General features: G+C 63.5%; 15 protein-coding genes. All 15 read right to left on the bottom strand.

Annotation, left to right across the window (positions count from 1 at the left end):
* Positions 1 to 120: 120 nt before the first annotated feature.
* Positions 121 to 1,116: an ADP-glyceromanno-heptose 6-epimerase gene (gene rfaD / locus KHO22_RS11610; RefSeq protein WP_211947285.1), complete on the bottom strand. Its 996-nt coding sequence runs from the start codon at positions 1,114 to 1,116 to the stop codon at positions 121 to 123.
* 43 nt (positions 1,117 to 1,159) lie between these two features.
* Positions 1,160 to 2,107 carry a D-glycero-beta-D-manno-heptose-7-phosphate kinase gene (gene rfaE1 / locus KHO22_RS11605; RefSeq protein WP_211947284.1) on the bottom strand — a complete coding sequence of 316 codons (948 nt, stop codon included), beginning with the start codon at positions 2,105 to 2,107 and terminating at the stop codon, positions 1,160 to 1,162.
* A 51-nt stretch (positions 2,108 to 2,158) separates the two neighbouring features.
* Entirely contained in the window at positions 2,159 to 3,532 is a 1,374-nt protein-coding gene (locus KHO22_RS11600) for a UDP-glucose dehydrogenase family protein (RefSeq protein ID WP_211947283.1), read from the bottom strand.
* 36 nt (positions 3,533 to 3,568) lie between these two features.
* Positions 3,569 to 4,795 carry a lipopolysaccharide assembly protein LapB gene (lapB, locus tag KHO22_RS11595; RefSeq protein WP_211947282.1) on the bottom strand — a complete coding sequence of 409 codons (1,227 nt, stop codon included), beginning with the start codon at positions 4,793 to 4,795 and terminating at the stop codon, positions 3,569 to 3,571.
* A 3-nt stretch (positions 4,796 to 4,798) separates the two neighbouring features.
* The gene (locus KHO22_RS11590; RefSeq protein ID WP_211947281.1) at positions 4,799 to 5,119 is read right to left on the bottom strand and encodes a LapA family protein; all 321 of its coding nucleotides are present in this window, start codon (positions 5,117 to 5,119) and stop codon (positions 4,799 to 4,801) included.
* Between the two features lie 192 nt (positions 5,120 to 5,311).
* On the bottom strand, positions 5,312 to 5,725 hold the full coding sequence (locus KHO22_RS11585) for an integration host factor subunit beta (RefSeq protein WP_211947280.1): 414 nt from the start codon (positions 5,723 to 5,725) through the stop codon (positions 5,312 to 5,314).
* A 30-nt stretch (positions 5,726 to 5,755) separates the two neighbouring features.
* Positions 5,756 to 7,450 carry a 30S ribosomal protein S1 gene (gene rpsA / locus KHO22_RS11580; protein ID WP_211947279.1) on the bottom strand — a complete coding sequence of 565 codons (1,695 nt, stop codon included), beginning with the start codon at positions 7,448 to 7,450 and terminating at the stop codon, positions 5,756 to 5,758.
* Between the two features lie 157 nt (positions 7,451 to 7,607).
* Positions 7,608 to 8,273: a (d)CMP kinase gene (gene cmk / locus KHO22_RS11575; RefSeq protein WP_211947278.1), complete on the bottom strand. Its 666-nt coding sequence runs from the start codon at positions 8,271 to 8,273 to the stop codon at positions 7,608 to 7,610.
* A 174-nt stretch (positions 8,274 to 8,447) separates the two neighbouring features.
* Entirely contained in the window at positions 8,448 to 9,752 is a 1,305-nt protein-coding gene (gene aroA / locus KHO22_RS11570; RefSeq protein WP_211947277.1) for a 3-phosphoshikimate 1-carboxyvinyltransferase, read from the bottom strand.
* A gap of 37 nt (positions 9,753 to 9,789) precedes the next feature.
* A complete protein-coding gene (locus KHO22_RS11565) occupies positions 9,790 to 10,686 on the bottom strand; it encodes a prephenate dehydrogenase (RefSeq protein ID WP_211947276.1) in 897 nt (298 codons plus the stop codon).
* A 67-nt stretch (positions 10,687 to 10,753) separates the two neighbouring features.
* Positions 10,754 to 11,884: a histidinol-phosphate transaminase gene (gene hisC, locus KHO22_RS11560; RefSeq protein WP_211947275.1), complete on the bottom strand. Its 1,131-nt coding sequence runs from the start codon at positions 11,882 to 11,884 to the stop codon at positions 10,754 to 10,756.
* Positions 11,885 to 11,936: 52 nt separating this feature from the next.
* Entirely contained in the window at positions 11,937 to 13,085 is a 1,149-nt protein-coding gene (gene pheA / locus KHO22_RS11555) for a prephenate dehydratase (RefSeq protein WP_211947274.1), read from the bottom strand.
* Between the two features lie 93 nt (positions 13,086 to 13,178).
* Positions 13,179 to 14,330, bottom strand: coding sequence for a 3-phosphoserine/phosphohydroxythreonine transaminase (serC, locus tag KHO22_RS11550; RefSeq protein WP_211947273.1), 1,152 nt, complete (start codon positions 14,328 to 14,330; stop codon positions 13,179 to 13,181).
* A 115-nt stretch (positions 14,331 to 14,445) separates the two neighbouring features.
* Positions 14,446 to 15,009 carry a DUF2059 domain-containing protein gene (locus KHO22_RS11545; RefSeq protein WP_211947272.1) on the bottom strand — a complete coding sequence of 188 codons (564 nt, stop codon included), beginning with the start codon at positions 15,007 to 15,009 and terminating at the stop codon, positions 14,446 to 14,448.
* An 82-nt stretch (positions 15,010 to 15,091) separates the two neighbouring features.
* Positions 15,092 to 17,761, bottom strand: a complete 2,670-nt coding sequence (gene gyrA, locus KHO22_RS11540; RefSeq protein ID WP_211947271.1) for a DNA gyrase subunit A — start codon at positions 17,759 to 17,761, stop codon at positions 15,092 to 15,094.
* Positions 17,762 to 18,080 lie beyond the last annotated feature (319 nt).

Genomic DNA, 18,080 nt, shown 5'->3' with positions numbered 1-18,080 from the left:
CAAGGTGCGCTCAGGATAGGACCGGCCGCATACGCCGGCGCACGCGGCAACAAACGTTCACGTGGTCTGCACGGAGATGTTTCGGAAGACTTCCGAACACGAAAGCCCGGCCGGGCGCGTTCAATGGCAGCGTTCGAGCAACCACTGGCAGTAGCGCGCCACACCTTCCTCCATGGGAACAAAAGGCGTGGCATAGCCTGCGTCGCGCAGGCGTGACAGATCCGACTGCGTGAAGCTCTGGTACCGGCCACGCAGCACATCGGGGAACCGGATGTATTCCAGCAGCCCTTCCTGCACCAGTTCCTCGGGCGACAGGGGAGGCTTGCCCTCCGCCGCACGCAGCGTATTGACCACGACAGCGGCGACATCGTTGAATGAACGCGCTTGTCCGGTACCCACATTGAAGATGCCGGAGCGGCGCGGATGGTCGAGGAAAAACAGGTTGATCCTGACCACATCCTCGATCGCCACAAAATCGTGGCTCTGGCAGCCGGGCCCATGGCCGGCATGTTCGCCGAACAGCTTGACCGTGCCCTCGGCACGGAACTGCTCGAACTGCTGCCAGATGATCGAGGCCATGCGATTCTTGTGTGCCTCGCCGGCGCCATACACGTTGAAATAGCGCAGTCCGACCACCTGCGACAGCGCGCTCTCCAGCCGCTTGCGCACGACCTGGTCGAACAGGAACTTGGAGTAGCCGTAGATGCTCAGCGGCCGCTCGCAATCACGTACTTCGCGAAAGCTCGGCGACTCGCCGTAGACCGCCGCCGACGACGCATAGAGGAACTGCGCATCCTGCGCGAGGCAGGATTCCATCAGCACCTTGCTGTAGCGGTAGTTGTTCTCCATCAGGAAGCGCCCGTCCTGCTCCATCGTGTCGGTGCAGGCCCCGAGATGGAACACCGCGCGTACCCTGCCGAACTCCCCGCGCTCGAAGCGGGGCAGGAAGTCGTCCTTGTCGAGGTAGTCGCAAATCTCGCAATCCACCAGGTTGTGGAACTTGTCAGGGCGATGGAGATTGTCGACCGCGACAATCTGGTCCTCGCCACGCGCGTTCAGTCCCTTGACAAGGTTGCTGCCGATGAATCCCGCAGCGCCGGTGACGATGATGGTCATGATCGGTCCGACAGAGAGTTCAACAGGGGCGCCGGATGCGTGTTCAGCCAGCCGAGCCGAACAGCTCCGGATAGCTGACGACAGCGGTACCCAGCTTGCCCACGACGATGCCGCCCGCGCGGTTGGCGAACTGCACCGCCTGCTTCAGCGGCACACCCGCAGCGAGCATAGTCGCCAGCGTGGCAATCACGGTATCACCGGCACCTGATACATCATAGACTTCGCGCGCCTGTGCCGAGACATGCAGGACCTCCGCCTCGGTGTACAGGGTCATGCCCTCCTCCGAACGGGTCAGGAGCAACGCTTCGAGCTGCAGGTCGCGACGCAGGTTCTGCGCACGCGCGGTGAGGTCCTGTTCGCTTTTCCAGGCCCCCACGACCCGGCGGATCTCCGCACGGTTGGGCGTGATCAGCGTGGCACCACGATAGCGCGAGTAATCATCGCCCTTGGGATCCACCAGCACCATCCGGCCCGCCGCGCGGCCGGCCTCGACCATGCGGCCAACGTGCGTGAGCCCGCCCTTGCCATAGTCCGACAGGAGCAGCACCTCGTACTGCTTCAGGAGCTCGGAGAAACCATCCAGCACGGACAGCAGGACTTCATGTGCCGGCGGATTCTCGAAGTCCACGCGCAGCAGCTGCTGCTGGTGGGCCAGCACGCGCAGCTTGATCGTCGTGTTGACGCTGGCGTCGCGATGCAGGTACGGCTGGACCTTGCATGCGGACAGCAACGATTCGATGGTCCGGCCGGGCTCGTCGTCGCCCACGACGCCAAGCATGCCGACCTGCGCACCCAGCGCGGCCGAGTTGCGGGCCACGTTGGCAGCGCCGCCCAGGCGTTCATCGCTGCGCTTGATCTGGACGACCGGGACCGGTGCCTCCGGCGAAATACGCTCGACGTCGCCGAACCAGTAGCGGTCCAGCATCATGTCGCCGACCACCAGGATGCGCGCCTGGCGGATCTGATCCTGCGAAATTTGATTCATACCCATAGTTCCTCCGGCATACCGATCCTACTGGGACACGGCCGCCTGCCGATGCGTTCAGCGCTTCGCGGCCGAACGCCCGATCGCGTGGTACTCGATACCGGCCTGCGCCATGGCCTCCGGCTCGTACAGGTTGCGGCCATCGAAGATCACCGGCGTCTTCAGGCGCCGCTTGATCTGCTCGAAATCCGGGCTGCGGAAGACCTTCCACTCCGTCACGATCACGAGCGCGTCGGCACCATCGAGCGTCTCCATCTGTCCGGTATGGAAGCTGATCTTGTCGATGCCGCCGGGGATGTCCGCGAGATCCGCCTCCAGCGCGCGCCTGGCCTCGTCCATCGACACCGGGTCATGCGTGCGCAGCGTGGCGCCGCGCGACACCAGTTCCCGTGCGAGCACGCGTGACGGCGCTTCGCGCATGTCGTCGGTATTGGGCTTGAAGGCCAGCCCCCAGAGCGCGAAGGTGCGCCCGCTGAGGTCATCGCCGAAGTGGCGTACCACCTTGTCGCCCAACACCTGCTTCTGGGCGCCGTTGACGGCTTCGACCGCCTCCAGCACGCGCATGGGCTTGCCATGGTCCGCCGCCGTGCGCATCAGTGCCTGCACGTCCTTGGGAAAACACGAGCCGCCATAGCCGGCACCTGCATACAGGAAACTGTAGCCGATGCGCGGATCAGATCCGATGCCCATGCGCACGAGCTCGATATCGGCACCGACCTCGTCGGCAAGGTTGGCCAGTTCGTTCATGAACGAGATACGCGTGGCCAGCATGGAATTGGCCGCGTACTTGGTGAACTCGGCCGAGCGCACATCCATGTAGAAGGTGCGCTCGTGGTTGCGGTTGAACGGCGCATAGAGCTGGCGCATCGTGGCCTGGGCGTGGCGCCCCGCGGCGTCGGCGCCACAGCCGAGCACGATGCGGTCCGGACGCATGAAGTCTTCCACGGCCGCGCCTTCCTTCAGGAACTCGGGGTTCGACACCACGGAATACTGCAGATCCTCCAGGCCGCGCGCGGCAAGCTCTTCGCGAATCACTGCCGCGACGCGGTCGCCCGTGCCCACCGGCACGGTGGACTTGTCCACCACGACCTTGAAGCCGGTCATATGGCGGCCGATATTGCGTGCCGCGGCGAGCACATACTTGAGATCGGCGGAACCGTCTTCATCGGGAGGCGTCCCTACGGCAATGAACTGCACATCCGCGTGATCGACGCTGGCCGCCACGTCGGTCGAGAACGTCAGCCGTCCTGCCGCGCGGTTGCGCTGGATGATCTCCTGCAGGCCCGGCTCGTAGATCGGCACGCCGCCGGCGTTGAGCATGGCAATTTTCTTTTCATCGACGTCGAGGCAGAACACATCGTTGCCGAGTTCGGCCAGGCACGCGCCGGTGACAAGGCCAACATAGCCACTGCCAATAATGGTGACTTTCATAGCATGTACATGAAATTGTTTCGCACGGTGGCCGGATCAGCCCAGTGCTTCCGATCGCCGGGGCGCATAGGTCTCCCAACGGTTGCAGCCGGGACACTGCCAATAGAAAAGCCGCGCGCGAAAGCCGCATTCACGGCAGGTATAGCGGGCAAGATTGCGCGTACGCAACTGCAGAAGATCACGGATCGCCGTCGTCTCCTTAGCCTTGTCGCTGCCAGCGGGCTCATCGGCGTCGACTGACGTTTCGCCGGTGCCGGCAACGGTGGCGGCCGATGCCATATCGGCAGCCTGCGCTTCGAAATACTTGGTCAGCGCAAGCAGTGTCGGCTGGCGGCGCAACTGTTCGCGCATGAGTCGCGTTGCCGCTTCGGGCCCATTCTGATCCAGCTCGGTCTTGAATGCGACATCAAGCAGTTCGGGCGCAAGGCTGCCCTTGAGCAGGCCGCGCAGCCAATCCAGCGCGGCGCCCTGTTCACCAAGCCCCGCATAGGATTTGACCACGCGCTCGGCCACCAGCGGCAGGAAGGAGGCATCCTGCCGCTCGATGGCCAGCCAGTGCCCCAGTGCGGCGCGGGCGTCGCCAGCCGCCGCGGCCACGTCGCCCAGCAGGATCGGGGCGCGCACATTGGCGGGATTTTCCTGCATGGCCTGGTGCAACCACTTGACCGCGTCTTCGGGGCGCTTGCGTTGCAGCGAATCCTGCGCGAGTTCGCAGCAGAACTGGGCAATCTGCAGGCGATAGTCCGTCTTCTCGAGCGCCTGCAACTCGCGCGCGGCTTCGATGGCCTTCTGCCACTCCTTCTCCACTTCGTAGAGCTCGAGCAGCACGCGCTTGGCCGAGGCCGCATACGGGCCGGACATCAACCGGCGCAACGATTCTTCGGCCCGGTCGAGCAGGCCGGCACGCAGGAAATCCTGCCCCAGCTCATAGAGCGCGTGCTCGCGCTCCGGCTCGGGCAGGTCCGGGCGCGTGGCCAGGTTCTGGTGTACCCGAATGGCGCGCTCGGTTTCGCCGCGGCGGCGGAACAGCGCACCCAGCGCGAAATGGAGTTCAGTCGTCTCCGGATCGAGCCTGGCCACTTCGATGAACGCATCGATGGCCTGGTCCGGTTGTTCGTTGAGCAGGAAATTCAGGCCCTTGAAATACGAGCGTGGCAAGGCACCCTGCTCGCTGATGAGCTGGCGCACATCGAGGCGCGCCGCCATCCATCCAAGGCCAAAGACAAGTGGCAGCGCCAGCAGCCACCAGGTTTCAAACATCATGGATCAGACTTTCGGGCCAACTACGTTGTAAGGAGCGCTCTTGCCGTCACGTTCCGTGCCGGCAGATGTCGGCTGGCGGCCGGCATCGCCGAGGGCACGGCGAAGCCGCGCCACCTCCATGCGCTGGCGCATCAGGCCTGGTGCAATCGCGACCAGGGCTGCCATAGCGCCCAGGACAAAGGCCACGAACAGGATCAGGATCAGTGGGGCGCGCCAGACGGCGTCAAAGAAAAGCTGCAGCGAAGCGTCCGCGGTATTGCGCAGCGCCAGCACGAACAGCAGCGCAAACAGGACGATGCGGATAATCCAGGCGACGAGTTTCATGCGGTAGTGGCAGGCGTAGCGTTGCGGGAGCGCACATGCGCATCGCCGCGTGCGGCAGACCCCGGCATTGTAGCGGAATCACTTCCAGCAAACGAAAACGGCACGCCCACGGCAGATGCCTCAAATAAAAAAAGCGCCCCGATCGGAGCGCTTTTTCCATTCACGACAACACAGTGCCGGCCTTCGGCGCGGTCAGGAACGGGCCAGATTCAGCCCGTTTCCTTCATGCAGCACCGTCGAACCGCCCGGCGTAGCGGCCTGGGGCCCCTTGCCGGTCGGCGAACCGGTCAGGTGCCCGTTACCTGCCCCGCCCGAAGGCGGAGTCAGGCTCCGGTCCACCCGTTCGCGCAACTCCTTGCCCGCCTTGAAGTGCGGCACCCGCTTCTCGGGCACCAGCACTCGCTCCCCAGACTTGGGGTTGCGCCCAACGCGCGGCGGACGCCGGTTCAGACCAAAACTGCCGAATCCGCGGATCTCGATGCGATGGCCATCGGCCAGCGCATCGGACATCGCGTCGAGTATCGTTTTCACCGAGATGTCCGCATCCCGCAGCAGCAACTGCGGAAAACGGGCAGCCAGTTTTTCGACGAGCTCCGACTTGGTCATTGGCGTTCGCGCGGGCGTCAGGGCCTGCGATTACTGGTTGTCCTGGCCGAGCTTGGCCTTCAGCAGAGCGCCAAGGTTGGTCGTACCAGCGGTGCTGGTGTCGGCCTGGAACTTCTGCATCGCTTCTTGCTGCTCGACGTTGTCCTTGGCCTTGATCGACAGGTTGATGTTGCGCGACTTGCGGTCGACGTTCACAACCAGGGCCGTGATCTGTTCGCCTTCCTTCAGCACGTTGCGGGCATCTTCCACGCGGTCAGCGGAGATTTCCGATGCACGCAGGTAGCCTTCCACGTCGTCAGCCAGCTGAACCACGGCGCCCTTCGGATCCACGGCCTTGATGGTGCCGGTCACGAGCGAGCCCTTGTCGTTGGCCGAGATGAAGTTGTTGAACGGATCGCCCGACAGCTGCTTGATGCCCAGCGAGATGCGTTCCTTGTCGACGTCGATGCCCAGGACCACGGCTTCGACTTCGTCGCCCTTCTTGTACTTGCGCACGGCCTCTTCGCCGGTCTCTTGCCACGACAGGTCGGACAGGTGCACCAGGCCGTCGATACCACCCGGCAGGCCGATGAACACGCCGAAGTCGGTGATCGACTTGATCTGGCCGCTCAGCTTGTCGCCCTTCTTGTGGTTGCGCGAGAAATCGTCCCACGGATTGGCCTTGCACTGCTTCATGCCCAGGCTGATACGACGCTTGTCTTCGTCGATATCCAGGACCATGACTTCCACTTCGTCGCCCAGCTGGACAACCTTCGACGGAGCCACGTTCTTGTTGGTCCAGTCCATTTCGGAGACGTGCACCAGACCCTCGATGCCGGCTTCGATCTCGACGAACGCGCCGTAGTCGGTCAGGTTGGTCACCTTGCCGAACAGACGGGTGCCTTGCGGGTAGCGGCGCGAGATGCCCACCCACGGATCTTCGCCCAGCTGCTTCACGCCCAGCGAAACGCGGTTCTTCTCTTGGTCGAACTTGAGGATCTTGGCGGTGATTTCCTGACCAACCGACAGCACTTCGCTCGGGTGGCGGACACGGCGCCAGGCCAGGTCGGTGATGTGCAGCAGGCCGTCGATACCGCCCAGGTCAACGAACGCACCGTAGTCGGTGATGTTCTTGACGATACCGTTGACGATGGCGCCTTCCCTCAGGGTTTCCATCAGCTTCTGGCGCTCTTCGCCCAGCGTGGCTTCCACCACGGCACGGCGCGACAGCACAACGTTGTTGCGCTTGCGGTCCAGCTTGATGACCTTGAATTCCAGGGTCTTGCCTTCGTACGGGGTGGTGTCCTTGATCGGACGCACGTCAACCAGCGAGCCCGGCAGGAACGCGCGGATGCCGTTGACCATGACCGTCAGGCCGCCCTTGACCTTGCCCGTCACGGTACCCGAGATGATCTCGCCGTCTTCCAGCGCCTTCTCGAGGTTCAGCCACGATGCCAGGCGCTTGGCCTTGTCGCGGGAAAGAATGGTGTCGCCATAGCCGTTCTCGAGTGCGTCGATGGCCACGGAGACGTAGTCGCCGGCCTGCACTTCGAGTTCGCCCTGGTCGTTCAGGAACTCCTCCACCGGCACAAATGCCTCGGACTTGAGGCCGGCGTTGACGACCACGAAGTTGTGGTCGATGCGCACGACTTCAGCGGAGATCACTTCGCCAGCCTTCATATTGGAGCGGGCGATCGATTCCTCGAACAGTGCGGCAAAGGATTCGTTAGTTTGCAGGTCGGACATAAACGTAAGTAGCAATCCGCGGTACACCGGCCGGCACGACGATCATGCTCAGTCTGCCATGTGCAGCGGGGTCAAGTTGAACACTGCCGACCGCTCCTCTCGGGAGGCCGGCACCATGGTGCGGGCAGCGTCCACCGCTTGGGTACGCCTGACGAAGTCAGTATTTGCGCACAGCGGCGAACCACTCCAGCACCTGCGCCACTGCCTGATCCACCGTCATGTCGGAGGTATCGAGCAGGTTCGCATCCTCGGCGGGACGCAGCGGCGCGGCGGCACGGTTTCGATCCCGCGCGTCGCGCGCCTCAAGGTCACGCAAAAGATCTTCAATATTAGCAGAAATTCCCTTATCAATCAATTGTTTATAGCGCCTGCGAGCGCGCGCCTCAACACTTGCGGTCAGGAATACCTTGAGCTGGGCATCGGGGAAGATCACCGTGCCCATATCGCGCCCGTCCGCCACCAGGCCCGGAAGCTTGCGGAAATCGCGCTGCAGCTTGGTCAGCGCGTCGCGTACCGGCTGGTGCACAGCAAGGGCCGAGGCCCGGTTGCCGATGGCCTCCGCACGGATCGCCAGGCTTACCTCCTCGCCGGCCAGCCAAACCCGGTCCGGGCCGAACTTCACATCGAGGCGGGAGGCGGTTCTTGCAAGGGCATCGACATCTCCGATGTCCACGCCCTCGCGATCACTGGCGAGCGCCACCAAGCGGTACAGCGCGCCGCTGTCGAGCAGGTGGTAGCCGACCGCGTCGGCCACCTTGTGCGCCACAGTACCTTTGCCGGAGGCGGTTGGACCGTCAATGGTGATGACGTGAACGATAGTCATTGCTGATGATGCAGGCAGAAAATTTCGATTTGAAGATCAATTGCGAATCATTGTCATTTGATTCATCCCACTAAGACGCGGCTTCCCGCTCGTTCCCGTGCTTGTTCCCGTTATTTGCTCTTAGCTCGCGAGGCGAGCGCCGGCACGAACCGGCGCAGGCGGGCACCCCGGTGCTCAGCGCGCAATGCCGCCGAATACCGTGAAATAGTCCGGGAACGTCTTGGCCACGCAGCCCGGGTCGTTGATCCGGACCGGCAGCGGGCCAAACGCGGCCAGCGAGAAACACATGGCCATGCGATGGTCATCATAGGTGCCAATGCCTTCGGCCGGGGTCTGCCACTGTGCGGGTGGCGTCACCTTCAGGTAATCCGCGCCCTCTTCCACCTGCGCACCGAGCTTGCGCAGCTCGGTCGCCATGGCCGTGATGCGATCGGTTTCCTTGACCCGCCAGCTGGCGATGTTCGTGAGCGTCGTCGTGCCCTCGGCAAACAGCGCCGCCACCGCCAGTGTCATGGCGGCGTCGGGAATATGGTTGCAGTCCAGCTCGATGCCGTTCAAGCGCCCGTCGTCGCGTTCGGTGCCGCGCACCTCGATCCAGTTGTCGCCCGCCATCACGTTGGCACCCATCCGGTTTAGCGCCTCGGCAAAGCGCACATCACCCTGGATGCTCGCCATGCCCACGCCTTCCACCCGCACGGGGCCGCCACCGATCGCACCGGCCGCAAGAAAATAGGACGCCGACGACGCATCGCCTTCAACGAAGATCTCCCCCGGCGACCGATAGGCCGCGCCGGCGGGAACGATGAAGCGCTCCCACCCTTGCCGCTCCACGTCGATGCCGAAGCGCGCGAGCAGGTTCAGGGTGATCTCGATATACGGCTTGGAGATCAGTTCGCCGACCACTTCGATCTCGATCCTGCCGTTGGCCGCCTGCGCCATGGGCAAGGTCATCAGCAAGGCGGTCAGGAACTGGCTCGACACGTCGCCGCGTACGCGGATCGGCGCGTCGATGCAAATCGGCGCGGAGCGGATATGCAAGGGCGGAAAGCCGTCATTGCCGAGATAGCCGATGTCCGCGCCGACCTGGCGCAGGCCATCGACGAGGTCGCCGATCGGCCGTTCGTGCATGCGCGGCACGCCCGACAGCTTGTAGTCGCCGCCCTGCAGCGCGAGCGCCGCGGTCAGCGGACGGATCGCGGTGCCGGCATTGCCCATGAACAGCTCCGCCGCCTTGACCGGAAAATTCCCGCCCGAGCCCGTGACGATGTAGTCGCTGCCTTCCTGGCGCCACGCGACGCCAAGCGTCTTCAGCGCCTGCAGCATGACGCGGGTGTCGTCCGAGTCGAGCAGGTCACGCACGCGCGTCTCGCCACCGGCCAGCGCTGCCAGCAGCAGCACGCGGTTCGAAATGCTTTTCGAGCCCGGCAGACGGACGGTGCCCGCGGCACGGGTAAGAGGGCCAAGCGTCAGGTGTTCCATGTTATTCACACTAGGGCGCGGATTTGGCCGCGCCGATTCAGGGTTCAGTATTGGCCGCGGCTGCACGGTCCGCGCCCCATTGCAGGCGGGTCTTGCTCGCACGCGCAAAAATGCGCTCCAGCCCCGCGCCGTCGCCCTTCTCGATCTGAGTCCTCAGATGCGTCAGCACCGACTGGTAGGTATTCAGCTCACGCAGCAGCGCCTCGCGGTTGGCCACACAGATATCGCGCCACATTTCCGGCGACGATGCGGCAATGCGAGTGAAGTCGCGGAAGCCCCCGCCGGCGAAGGCGAGTTTGAGCGCAGCGTCCTCGGCGTTGCCGACCTGCGCGACCAGCGCGTACGACAGCACGTGCGGCAGATGGCTGACGGCGGCAAAGACCGCATCGTGCTGCACGGCCGACATGATGTGGCACTCGGCACCGGCGCTTTCCCACATCGCGCGCACCGCGGCCACATCGGCACGCGCGTTTTCCTGCAGCGGGCACAGCACGGTCTTCTTGCCGACATAAAGGTCGGCAAGCGCGGCCTCGACACCATTCAGTTCGCGACCCGCGATCGGATGCGCCGGGACAAACTGGGCCACCTTGTCGCCGAGCGCGGTCTTGGCCGCCATGATCACATCGGACTTGGTGCTGCCCGCATCGGTCACGATGGTGCCCGGCCGCAGGTGCGGCTCCAGCGCGTGCAGCAACGCAAAATTCTGCGCTACCGGCGCGCACAGCACGATCAGGCTGGCGTCGCGCGCAGCATCTTCCAGCGAAGCGGCTTCGTCGATGACACCGAGGTCCAGCGCCTTCTGCAGCGAGGCCGGCGAACGGCCCACGCCCACTACCGTGCCGACAATACCGGCGCGCTTGAGCGCAAGCGCGAGCGAACCGCCAATCAGGCCGACACCAACAATCACAACACGGGAAAAATGCAGAGCGCTCACAATCTCAGCCCTCGGGGGCGGGCAATACAGCGAATTCGAAAACAGGAAGGCATAGTCGTCGCGCGGCTCACTTCAGCGCGCGCTCCAGCGCCGCGATAAACGCGGCATTCTCGTCGGGCAAGCCGATCGTGACACGCAGCCAGCGCGGCAAGCCGTAGTTGCCCACGGGACGGACAATCACACCCTGCCTGAGCAGCGCCAGGTTGACGCGTGCGCCGGCGTCATCGTCATCGCCGACGCGCACCAGCACAAAGTTCCCGGACGAGGCGACGGACTCGAGCCCAAGGCGCGAAAATGCGTCGACGAGCTGGGTCTTGCCGGCGCGGTTGAGCTCGGCGCTGCGCTGCAGGAATACCGTGTCGCCCAGCGCGGCGACGGCCGCGGCCTGGGCCGCGCTGTTGACGTTGAACGGCTGGCGGATGCGGTTCAGCAGATCCGTCAGCTCGGGCTGCGCCACCGCATAGCCGATGCGCAGACCGGCCAGTCCATATGCCTTGGAGAACGTGCGCGACACCAGCAGATTCGGATAGCGGCGCACCCACGCCAGCGAGTCATATTGCTGGTCATCGTCGAGGTATTCGTTGTACGCCTCGTCCAGCACCACGGCCACCTGGGCGGGCACCTTGGCCAGGAATGATTCCAGTGCCGCGGCGGGCGCAAAAGTCCCGGTCGGATTGTTCGGGTTGGCGATGAACACCAGGCGGGTATCGGCAGTGATCGCCGCGGCCATGGCATCGAGGTCATGACCATAGTCGCGCGCCTTCACCACAATCGCGCGCGCGCCGATTTCCTGGGTCGCGAGCGCATAGACCGCGAACGCGTATTCGGCATACACCACGGACTGTCCCGGCGTGACCAGCGCGTGCGCGGCCAGCTCAAGGATGTCGTTGCTGCCATTGCCCAACGTGATCCAGTCCTGCGGCACGCCGAGCTTTGCGGAAAGCGCCTCCTTGAGTTCGAAGCCATTCGAATCGGGATAGCGCCCAAGCTCGGCAACCGCCGCTGCCACCGCGTGCCGCGCGGACTCCGGCATGCCCAGTGGGTTCTCGTTCGAGGCCAGCTTGACGATGCTGGCCTCGTTCAGCCCAAACTCGCGCGCCACCTCGGAAATCGGCTTGCCAGCGATGTAGGGCGAGATTGCCCTGACGTAGTCCGGACCAAACGGCAACTTGCCGCCTTGCTTGCCTTGCTCTGCCATCTTGTCTCCTTGCCGCCGTATTCGTCGTATTCGTCGTATTCGCGCGTACGCTTTACTTGCTGGACGGGTACGACCCCAGCACCTTCAGGTAGGCGGCATTCTGCCGCAGCGTCTCGATCGCGCGTGCGACCGGCGGTTCATGCTGGTGACCCTCGACATCGACGTAGAAGTAGTACTCCCAGGCGCCACTGCGTGCCGGACGGGACTCGAAGCGGCACATCGACACGCCGTTCTCCGCCAGCGGCGCGAGCAACTGGTAGACCGCGCCGGCCTTGTTGGGCACCGACAGGATCATCGACGTCTGGTCGCTTCCCGACGGCTCGGTCTCGTACCTGCCGATCACGGCAAAGCGCGTGCGGTTATGCGGATCGTCCTGGATATGGGGGCGGATGACATGGAGGTGATAGCGGTTGGCCGCCGATTCGCCGGCAATGGCCGCAACCGTCGGGTCTTCGCTCGCCATGCGCGCGGCCTCGGCATTGCTCGATACGGCCTGCCGCTCCAGGTGCGGGTAGTTTGCGCTCAGCCAGTGCTGGCACTGCGCCAGCGCCTGTGCATGCGCGCGCACGACCTTGACACTTTTCATGTCCGGCGAAGAGGCCATCAGGTTGTGGTGTACCTTCAGCGCGATCTCGCCGCTGATCTTCAGCGAAGTCTGCAGGAAGAGGTCCAGCGTGCGCGACACCGCGCCCTCGGTGGAGTTTTCGACCGGAACCACGCCGTACTCGACCGTCCCTGCCTCCACCGCACGGAACACCTCGTCGATGCTCGGGCATGGCACGCCAGACACTTCATGGCCGAAGTGGGCATAGAGCGCCTGCTCGGAGAACGTGCCGGCCGGGCCCAGAAAGGCAATCTCCAGCGGCTTTTCCAGCCCGCGGCAGGCCGACATCACCTCACGCCAGATGGACGCGACGCTCTCGCCGAGCAGAGGCCCGGGATTGGCGGCCTGCACCTTGCGCACGACCTGCAGCTCGCGCTCCGGGCGGAACACCGGGGCGCCATACTTCTTCTTCACTTCGCCGACATCCAGTGCAAGTTGCGCGCGCCGGTTCAGCATCGCCAGCAGTTCGCGGTCCACGGTATCGATCTGCTCGCGCAGGGGAGCCAGTTCAGCACCGAGCGCGCGCTCCGCCTCGCTCTGGGAAGCACCGCTCTGCTGCGTCTCCTCGCGCGCGGTGTTTTTGTCTTCGCTTGTCATTTGCAGGAACCCGTTGGGCCGCTCCGCGCAGGAGGGCCTGAGAATGAAACGATGCCGCGCACCGATGGCGCGCGGCGGGCCAACGCGGCGCCGTCAGGCAGCGATGCGTTCGAACTCGCGCATGAAGTCGATCAGGGCATATACGCCTTCGACCGGCATGGCGTTATAGATGCTGGCGCGCATGCCGCCCACGGACTTGTGGCCCTTGAGCTGCAGCAGGCCGTTGGCGCGGGCCTGCTGCAGGAATGCCTCGTTGCGGGTTTCGTCAGCGAGGAAGAACGGTACGTTCATACGCGAACGGCAGTGCGGATCGATCTCGTTGCGATAGAAATCGCTCTGATCGAGGAAGTCGTACAGCGCCTTTGCCTTGGCGATATTGCGCTGTTCGATCGCCGGCACGCCGCCCTGGCGCTTCAGCCACTTGAACACCAGGCCCGCAATGTAGATGGCGTAGGTCGGCGGCGTGTTGTACATGGAGCCGTGCTCCGCCACAAGGCGCCAGTTGAACGCCGACGGGCACAGCGGGTGAGCGTGGCCCAGCAGATCCTCGCGCACGATCACGATGGTCACGCCGGCAGGGCCGATGTTCTTCTGCGCGCCGCCATACATGACCTGCACGCGCGACCAGTCGACCGGTCGCGAGAGGATGTGGCTCGAGGCGTCTGCCACCACGACGCGGCCCTGATCCTGTCCGATGTCCGGAATTTCGTGGAACTCCACACCACCGATGGTTTCATTGGTGCAGAGGTGCACGTAGGCCGCGTCGTCCGACAGCTTCCAGTCGGTTACTGCGGGAATTTCGGTGAACTTCCGGTCCGCGCTCGATGCGGCGATGTTGACTTCGCCATAGCGCCGGGTTTCCTGCTCGGTCTTGACCGACCACGCTCCCGTCACCACGAAATCCGCCTTCGGTTGCTCGGCATGGCGCAGACGCATCAGGTTCAGCGGCACGATCGCGTTTTCGCCGATCGCTCCGCCTTGCAGGAACAGGATGCGGAAATTCTTGGGGACGTGCAGCAGTTCACGCAGATCCGCCACGGTCTCCGCCAGAATGCCTTCGAACTCCTTGCTGCGATGGCTCATCTCCATGACCGACACGCCCGTCCCATGCCATGACAGCATTTCCTCGGCAGCCTGTTGCAGCACTTCGACAGGGAGCGCCGCCGGGCCGGGCGAGAAGTTGAAGACACGTTCGGCCAATGCGCGCTGCATGCCAGCGAGGGCGGGGGTCTGTGGATCGTTCATGGACTGGAAAAGAAAAATGGCTGCCGGTGTAACCCAAGCAGCCATTATCCCTCAAACCCGCATCCCGTTGGGCGATGCGGGGCGGGCGCCGGACCAGCGCCCTGCCCGCCGGCGATTACTTCGCGGCAGCCGAGATTTCCTTTTCGGCCGCGTCGCGCATCGACTTGCCGACTTGCGGACCGTACTTCTGCATCATCGAGCCCCAGATCTCCTGGGTCGCCTTGCCCTGGTTGGTCATGAACTTCTGGCCGGTCGGCGACTTCAGGAACGTGGTCAGATCCTTGATTTCCTGGGTGCTGTAGTACTTGCCGAAGGCGTCATAGTGAGCCTGAAGAGCATCCTTGCGGAAGCCGTCGGTGTTGAATGCCGTGCCGGCACCATCGACCATGCGCTGTACGGCGCCGTTCTTCTTCAGCTTCTCGACAGCGGCCTGCTTCTGCTTGTCGCTCAACGTCTTGTTCTCGACCAGCACCTGTTCCAGCACCAGCGGAGCTTCCTGCTTGGCGCCTTGCTGCCAGTTGTCGGCCTGGCCCTTCACAGCCTGGTCAGCCTGCATGACGGAAAGCAGTTCCTTGATGGCTGCCGTCTTGTCCGCGTCCTGGGCGTGGGCATGTTGCGCCACCATGAACGTCGGAACGAAAGCAGCCAGAACAGCGATACGTCGGTAGGTTTTGAGCATTGTGACTCCCTGGAAAATATGTCCGTTTTAGTCCGGCTCGCCATCGGGCGAGTTCCGGCCGGTGTCCTATTGTTGCAACAACTTACGAATTGGCGTCGGCATCGGTGGCGCCGTCGGCTTCTTCCGCCTCTTCCGAGCCGGAGCCAGTGTCGGCATCGCTTTCCACAATGCGCTGCAAGCCGGACAGCTTGGTGCCTTCGTCGACGTTGATCAGCGTGACGCCTTGCGTGGCACGGCCCATTTCCCGGATTTCGGCCACACGCGTACGTATCAGTACGCCACCGGTGGTGATCAGCATGATTTCGTCTTCGGGCGAAACCAGTGCAGCAGCCACCACACGGCCATTGCGCTCGCTCGTCTGGATCGCAATCATGCCCTTGGTGCCGCGCCCGTGTCGAGTGTACTCAGCGATAGGAGTACGCTTGCCGTAGCCGTTCTCCGTCGCAGTCAGCACACTGCCCGGCGCATTGGCCTCGGTCTGCTCCGCGGCGTCGGCGGTCTCGGCCGTCTCGGCCGGAGCCACCAGCATGGCGATGACCGTCTGGCTTTCGTCGAGATTCATGCCGCGCACACCGCGGGCCTGACGCCCCATCGGGCGCACATCGTTCTCGTCAAAGCGCACGGCCTTGCCGGCGTCCGAGAACAGCATCACGTCGTGCTGGCCATCCGTGACCGCAGCGCCGATGAGGTAGTCGCCTTCATCGAGATCGACGGCGATGATGCCAGCCTTGCGCGGATTGGAGAACTCCGTCAGCGCCGTCTTCTTGACCGTCCCCCGGGCAGTGGCCATGAAGATGAAGTGCTCTGCGTCGAACTGGCGCACCGGCAGGATGACGTTGATCTTCTCGCCGTCGGACAGCGGGAACATATTGACGATCGGGCGGCCACGCGAGTTGCGTGAGCCCTGCGGCACTTCATAGACCTTCAGCCAATACAGGCGGCCGCGGTTGGAGAAGCACAGGATGTAGTCGTGGGTATTGGCCACGAACAGCGTGTCGATCCAGTCGTCTTCCTTGGTGGCCGTCGCCTGCTTGCCGCGCCCCCCGCGCTTCTGCGCGCGGTACTCGGAAATCGGCTGGCTCTTCATGTAGCCACTGTGGGACAGCGTGACCACCATGTCCTGCGGCGTGATCAGATCCTCGGTGTCCAGTTCGGTCGCATTCAGTTCGATCTGTGAACGGCGCTCGTCACCGAATTCCGCGCGGATGGCGGTCAGTTCGTCGGAGATGATGGTAGTGATGCGCTCCGGGCGGGCCAGGATGTCGAGCAGATCGGCGATGATCGCCATCACTTCGCGGTATTCCTGGACGATCTTGTCCTGTTCCAGGCCCGTGAGGCGTTGCAGTCGCATCTGCAGGATTTCCTGAGCCTGCGAGTCCGAAAGCCGATACAGGCCATCGGCTTGCATGCCGAACACCGCTGGCAGGCCATCCGGGCGATACGAGGCACGGCCGCCCGGCGTGTCGGATTCGGCACGTGACAGCATGTCGCGAACGAGTCCCGAATCCCAGGACTTCGTCATCAGCTCCTGCTTGGCGATCGGCGGCGTCGGCGCCGCCTTGATGATGGCGATGAACTCGTCGATATTGGCCAGCGCCACGGCGAGGCCTTCCAGCACATGGCCGCGCTCGCGCGCCTTGCGCAGCTCGAACACGGTGCGACGGGTCACCACTTCCCGGCGGTGCGCCAGGAAGTACTCCAGCATCTGCTTCAGGTTCAGCAGGCGTGGCTGGCGATCGACCAGGGCCACCATGTTCATGCCGAAGGTGTCCTGGAGCTGGGTGTTCTTATATAGGTTGTTGAGGACGACCTCAGGCACTTCATTGCGCTTGAGTTCGATCACCACACGCATGCCGGACTTATCCGACTCATCGCGGATGTCCGAGATGCCCTCGACCTTCTTGTCGGTGACCAGTTCGGCGATGCGCTCGAGCAGCGTGCGCTTGTTCACCTGGTATGGCAGCTCGTCGACGATGATGGCCTGGCGCTGGCCGCGGTCAATGTCCTCGAAGTGCGTGCGGGCACGCATCACGACACGGCCACGTCCCGTGCGGTAACCCTCGCGCACGCCCTGGATGCCGTAGATAATGCCGGCAGTCGGGAAATCAGGCGCGGGAATCAATTCAATCAGCTCATCGATCGTCGCCTGCGGATTACGCAGCAGGTGAAGACAGCCGTCGACAATTTCATTCAGGTTATGCGGCGGGATATTGGTGGCCATGCCGACCGCAATACCCGACGAACCATTGATAAGCAGATTCGGAATTCGCGCCGGGAGAATGGCGGGTTCTTTTTCCGAACCGTCATAGTTCGGATCGAAATCGACAGTTTCCTTGTCGATGTCGTGCAGCATCTCGTGGGCGATTTTCGAGAGGCGGATTTCGGTATAACGCATGGCTGCCGCGTTATCCCCGTCCACCGAACCGAAATTCCCCTGGCCGTCGACCAGCATGTAGCGCAGCGAGAAATTCTGCGCCATGCGGACGATCGTATCGTATACAGCAGTGTCGCCGTGCGGGTGATACTTACCAATCACATCGCCGACGATACGAGCCGATTTCTTGTACGCCCGGTTCCAGTCGTTGTTGAGCTCATGCATCGCATAGAGCACGCGCCTGTGAACCGGCTTCAAGCCATCTCGTACATCGGGAAGCGCCCGGCCCACGATCACGCTCATTGCGTAATCCAGATACGAGCGGCGCATTTCCTCTTCGAGGGAGACCGGAAGGGTTTCTTTTGCGAATGGATCCATTGCGGCGTGGTTTATGCGGCGGGTTTAAGCGAAAGGCGGCCGATGTTTTCCGACCCTATGCGCGAGGCATCTGGCGGCTGGCCAACGTGCCATTCTAACATGCGCGCGGACCCGCCTCCGACCCCCTCCCCCGGGCCCGTTCAGCTCTCCGGTGCGCTTGGCTCGAAGCCCGCAAAGCCTGATGCCACAAGGCTTTGCGGGTAGCTCAAGAGCCGTGTTGCACAAACACCACAGGGGTCAAAACCCGTTGATTGAATCGAATATATTTACTTCTTAGGAAACGAGCCTTGTGGCACAATTCCCCAGCGAAGAGCCAGAC

The sequence above is a fragment of the Cupriavidus yeoncheonensis genome (assembly GCF_905397275.1).
GTDB classification, from domain to species: Bacteria; Pseudomonadota; Gammaproteobacteria; order Burkholderiales; family Burkholderiaceae; genus Cupriavidus; species Cupriavidus yeoncheonensis.
The sequence above is the reverse complement of the archived record's forward strand: the minus strand, read 5'-3'. Positions and strand labels throughout refer to the sequence as shown.

Bases quoted from the DNA above. Each gene is read 5' to 3' on its own strand.
- rfaE1 (WP_211947284.1), bottom strand. From the start codon at position 2,107: ATGGGTATGAATCAAATTTCGCAGGATCAGATCCGCCAGGCGCGCATC.
- pheA (WP_211947274.1), bottom strand. From the start codon at position 13,085: ATGACAAGCGAAGACAAAAACACCGCGCGCGAGGAGACGCAGCAGAGC.
- KHO22_RS11585 (WP_211947280.1), bottom strand. From the start codon at position 5,725: ATGACCAAGTCGGAGCTCGTCGAAAAACTGGCTGCCCGTTTTCCGCAG.
- serC (WP_211947273.1), bottom strand. From the start codon at position 14,330: ATGAACGATCCACAGACCCCCGCCCTCGCTGGCATGCAGCGCGCATTG.
- KHO22_RS11600 (WP_211947283.1), bottom strand. From the start codon at position 3,532: ATGAAAGTCACCATTATTGGCAGTGGCTATGTTGGCCTTGTCACCGGC.
- gyrA (WP_211947271.1), bottom strand. From the start codon at position 17,761: ATGGATCCATTCGCAAAAGAAACCCTTCCGGTCTCCCTCGAAGAGGAA.
- lapB (WP_211947282.1), bottom strand. From the start codon at position 4,795: ATGATGTTTGAAACCTGGTGGCTGCTGGCGCTGCCACTTGTCTTTGGC.
- cmk (WP_211947278.1), bottom strand. From the start codon at position 8,273: ATGACTATCGTTCACGTCATCACCATTGACGGTCCAACCGCCTCCGGC.
- rpsA (WP_211947279.1), bottom strand. From the start codon at position 7,450: ATGTCCGACCTGCAAACTAACGAATCCTTTGCCGCACTGTTCGAGGAA.
- aroA (WP_211947277.1), bottom strand. From the start codon at position 9,752: ATGGAACACCTGACGCTTGGCCCTCTTACCCGTGCCGCGGGCACCGTC.
- rfaD (WP_211947285.1), bottom strand. From the start codon at position 1,116: ATGACCATCATCGTCACCGGCGCTGCGGGATTCATCGGCAGCAACCTT.
- hisC (WP_211947275.1), bottom strand. From the start codon at position 11,884: ATGGCAGAGCAAGGCAAGCAAGGCGGCAAGTTGCCGTTTGGTCCGGAC.
- KHO22_RS11590 (WP_211947281.1), bottom strand. From the start codon at position 5,119: ATGAAACTCGTCGCCTGGATTATCCGCATCGTCCTGTTTGCGCTGCTG.
- KHO22_RS11545 (WP_211947272.1), bottom strand. From the start codon at position 15,009: ATGCTCAAAACCTACCGACGTATCGCTGTTCTGGCTGCTTTCGTTCCG.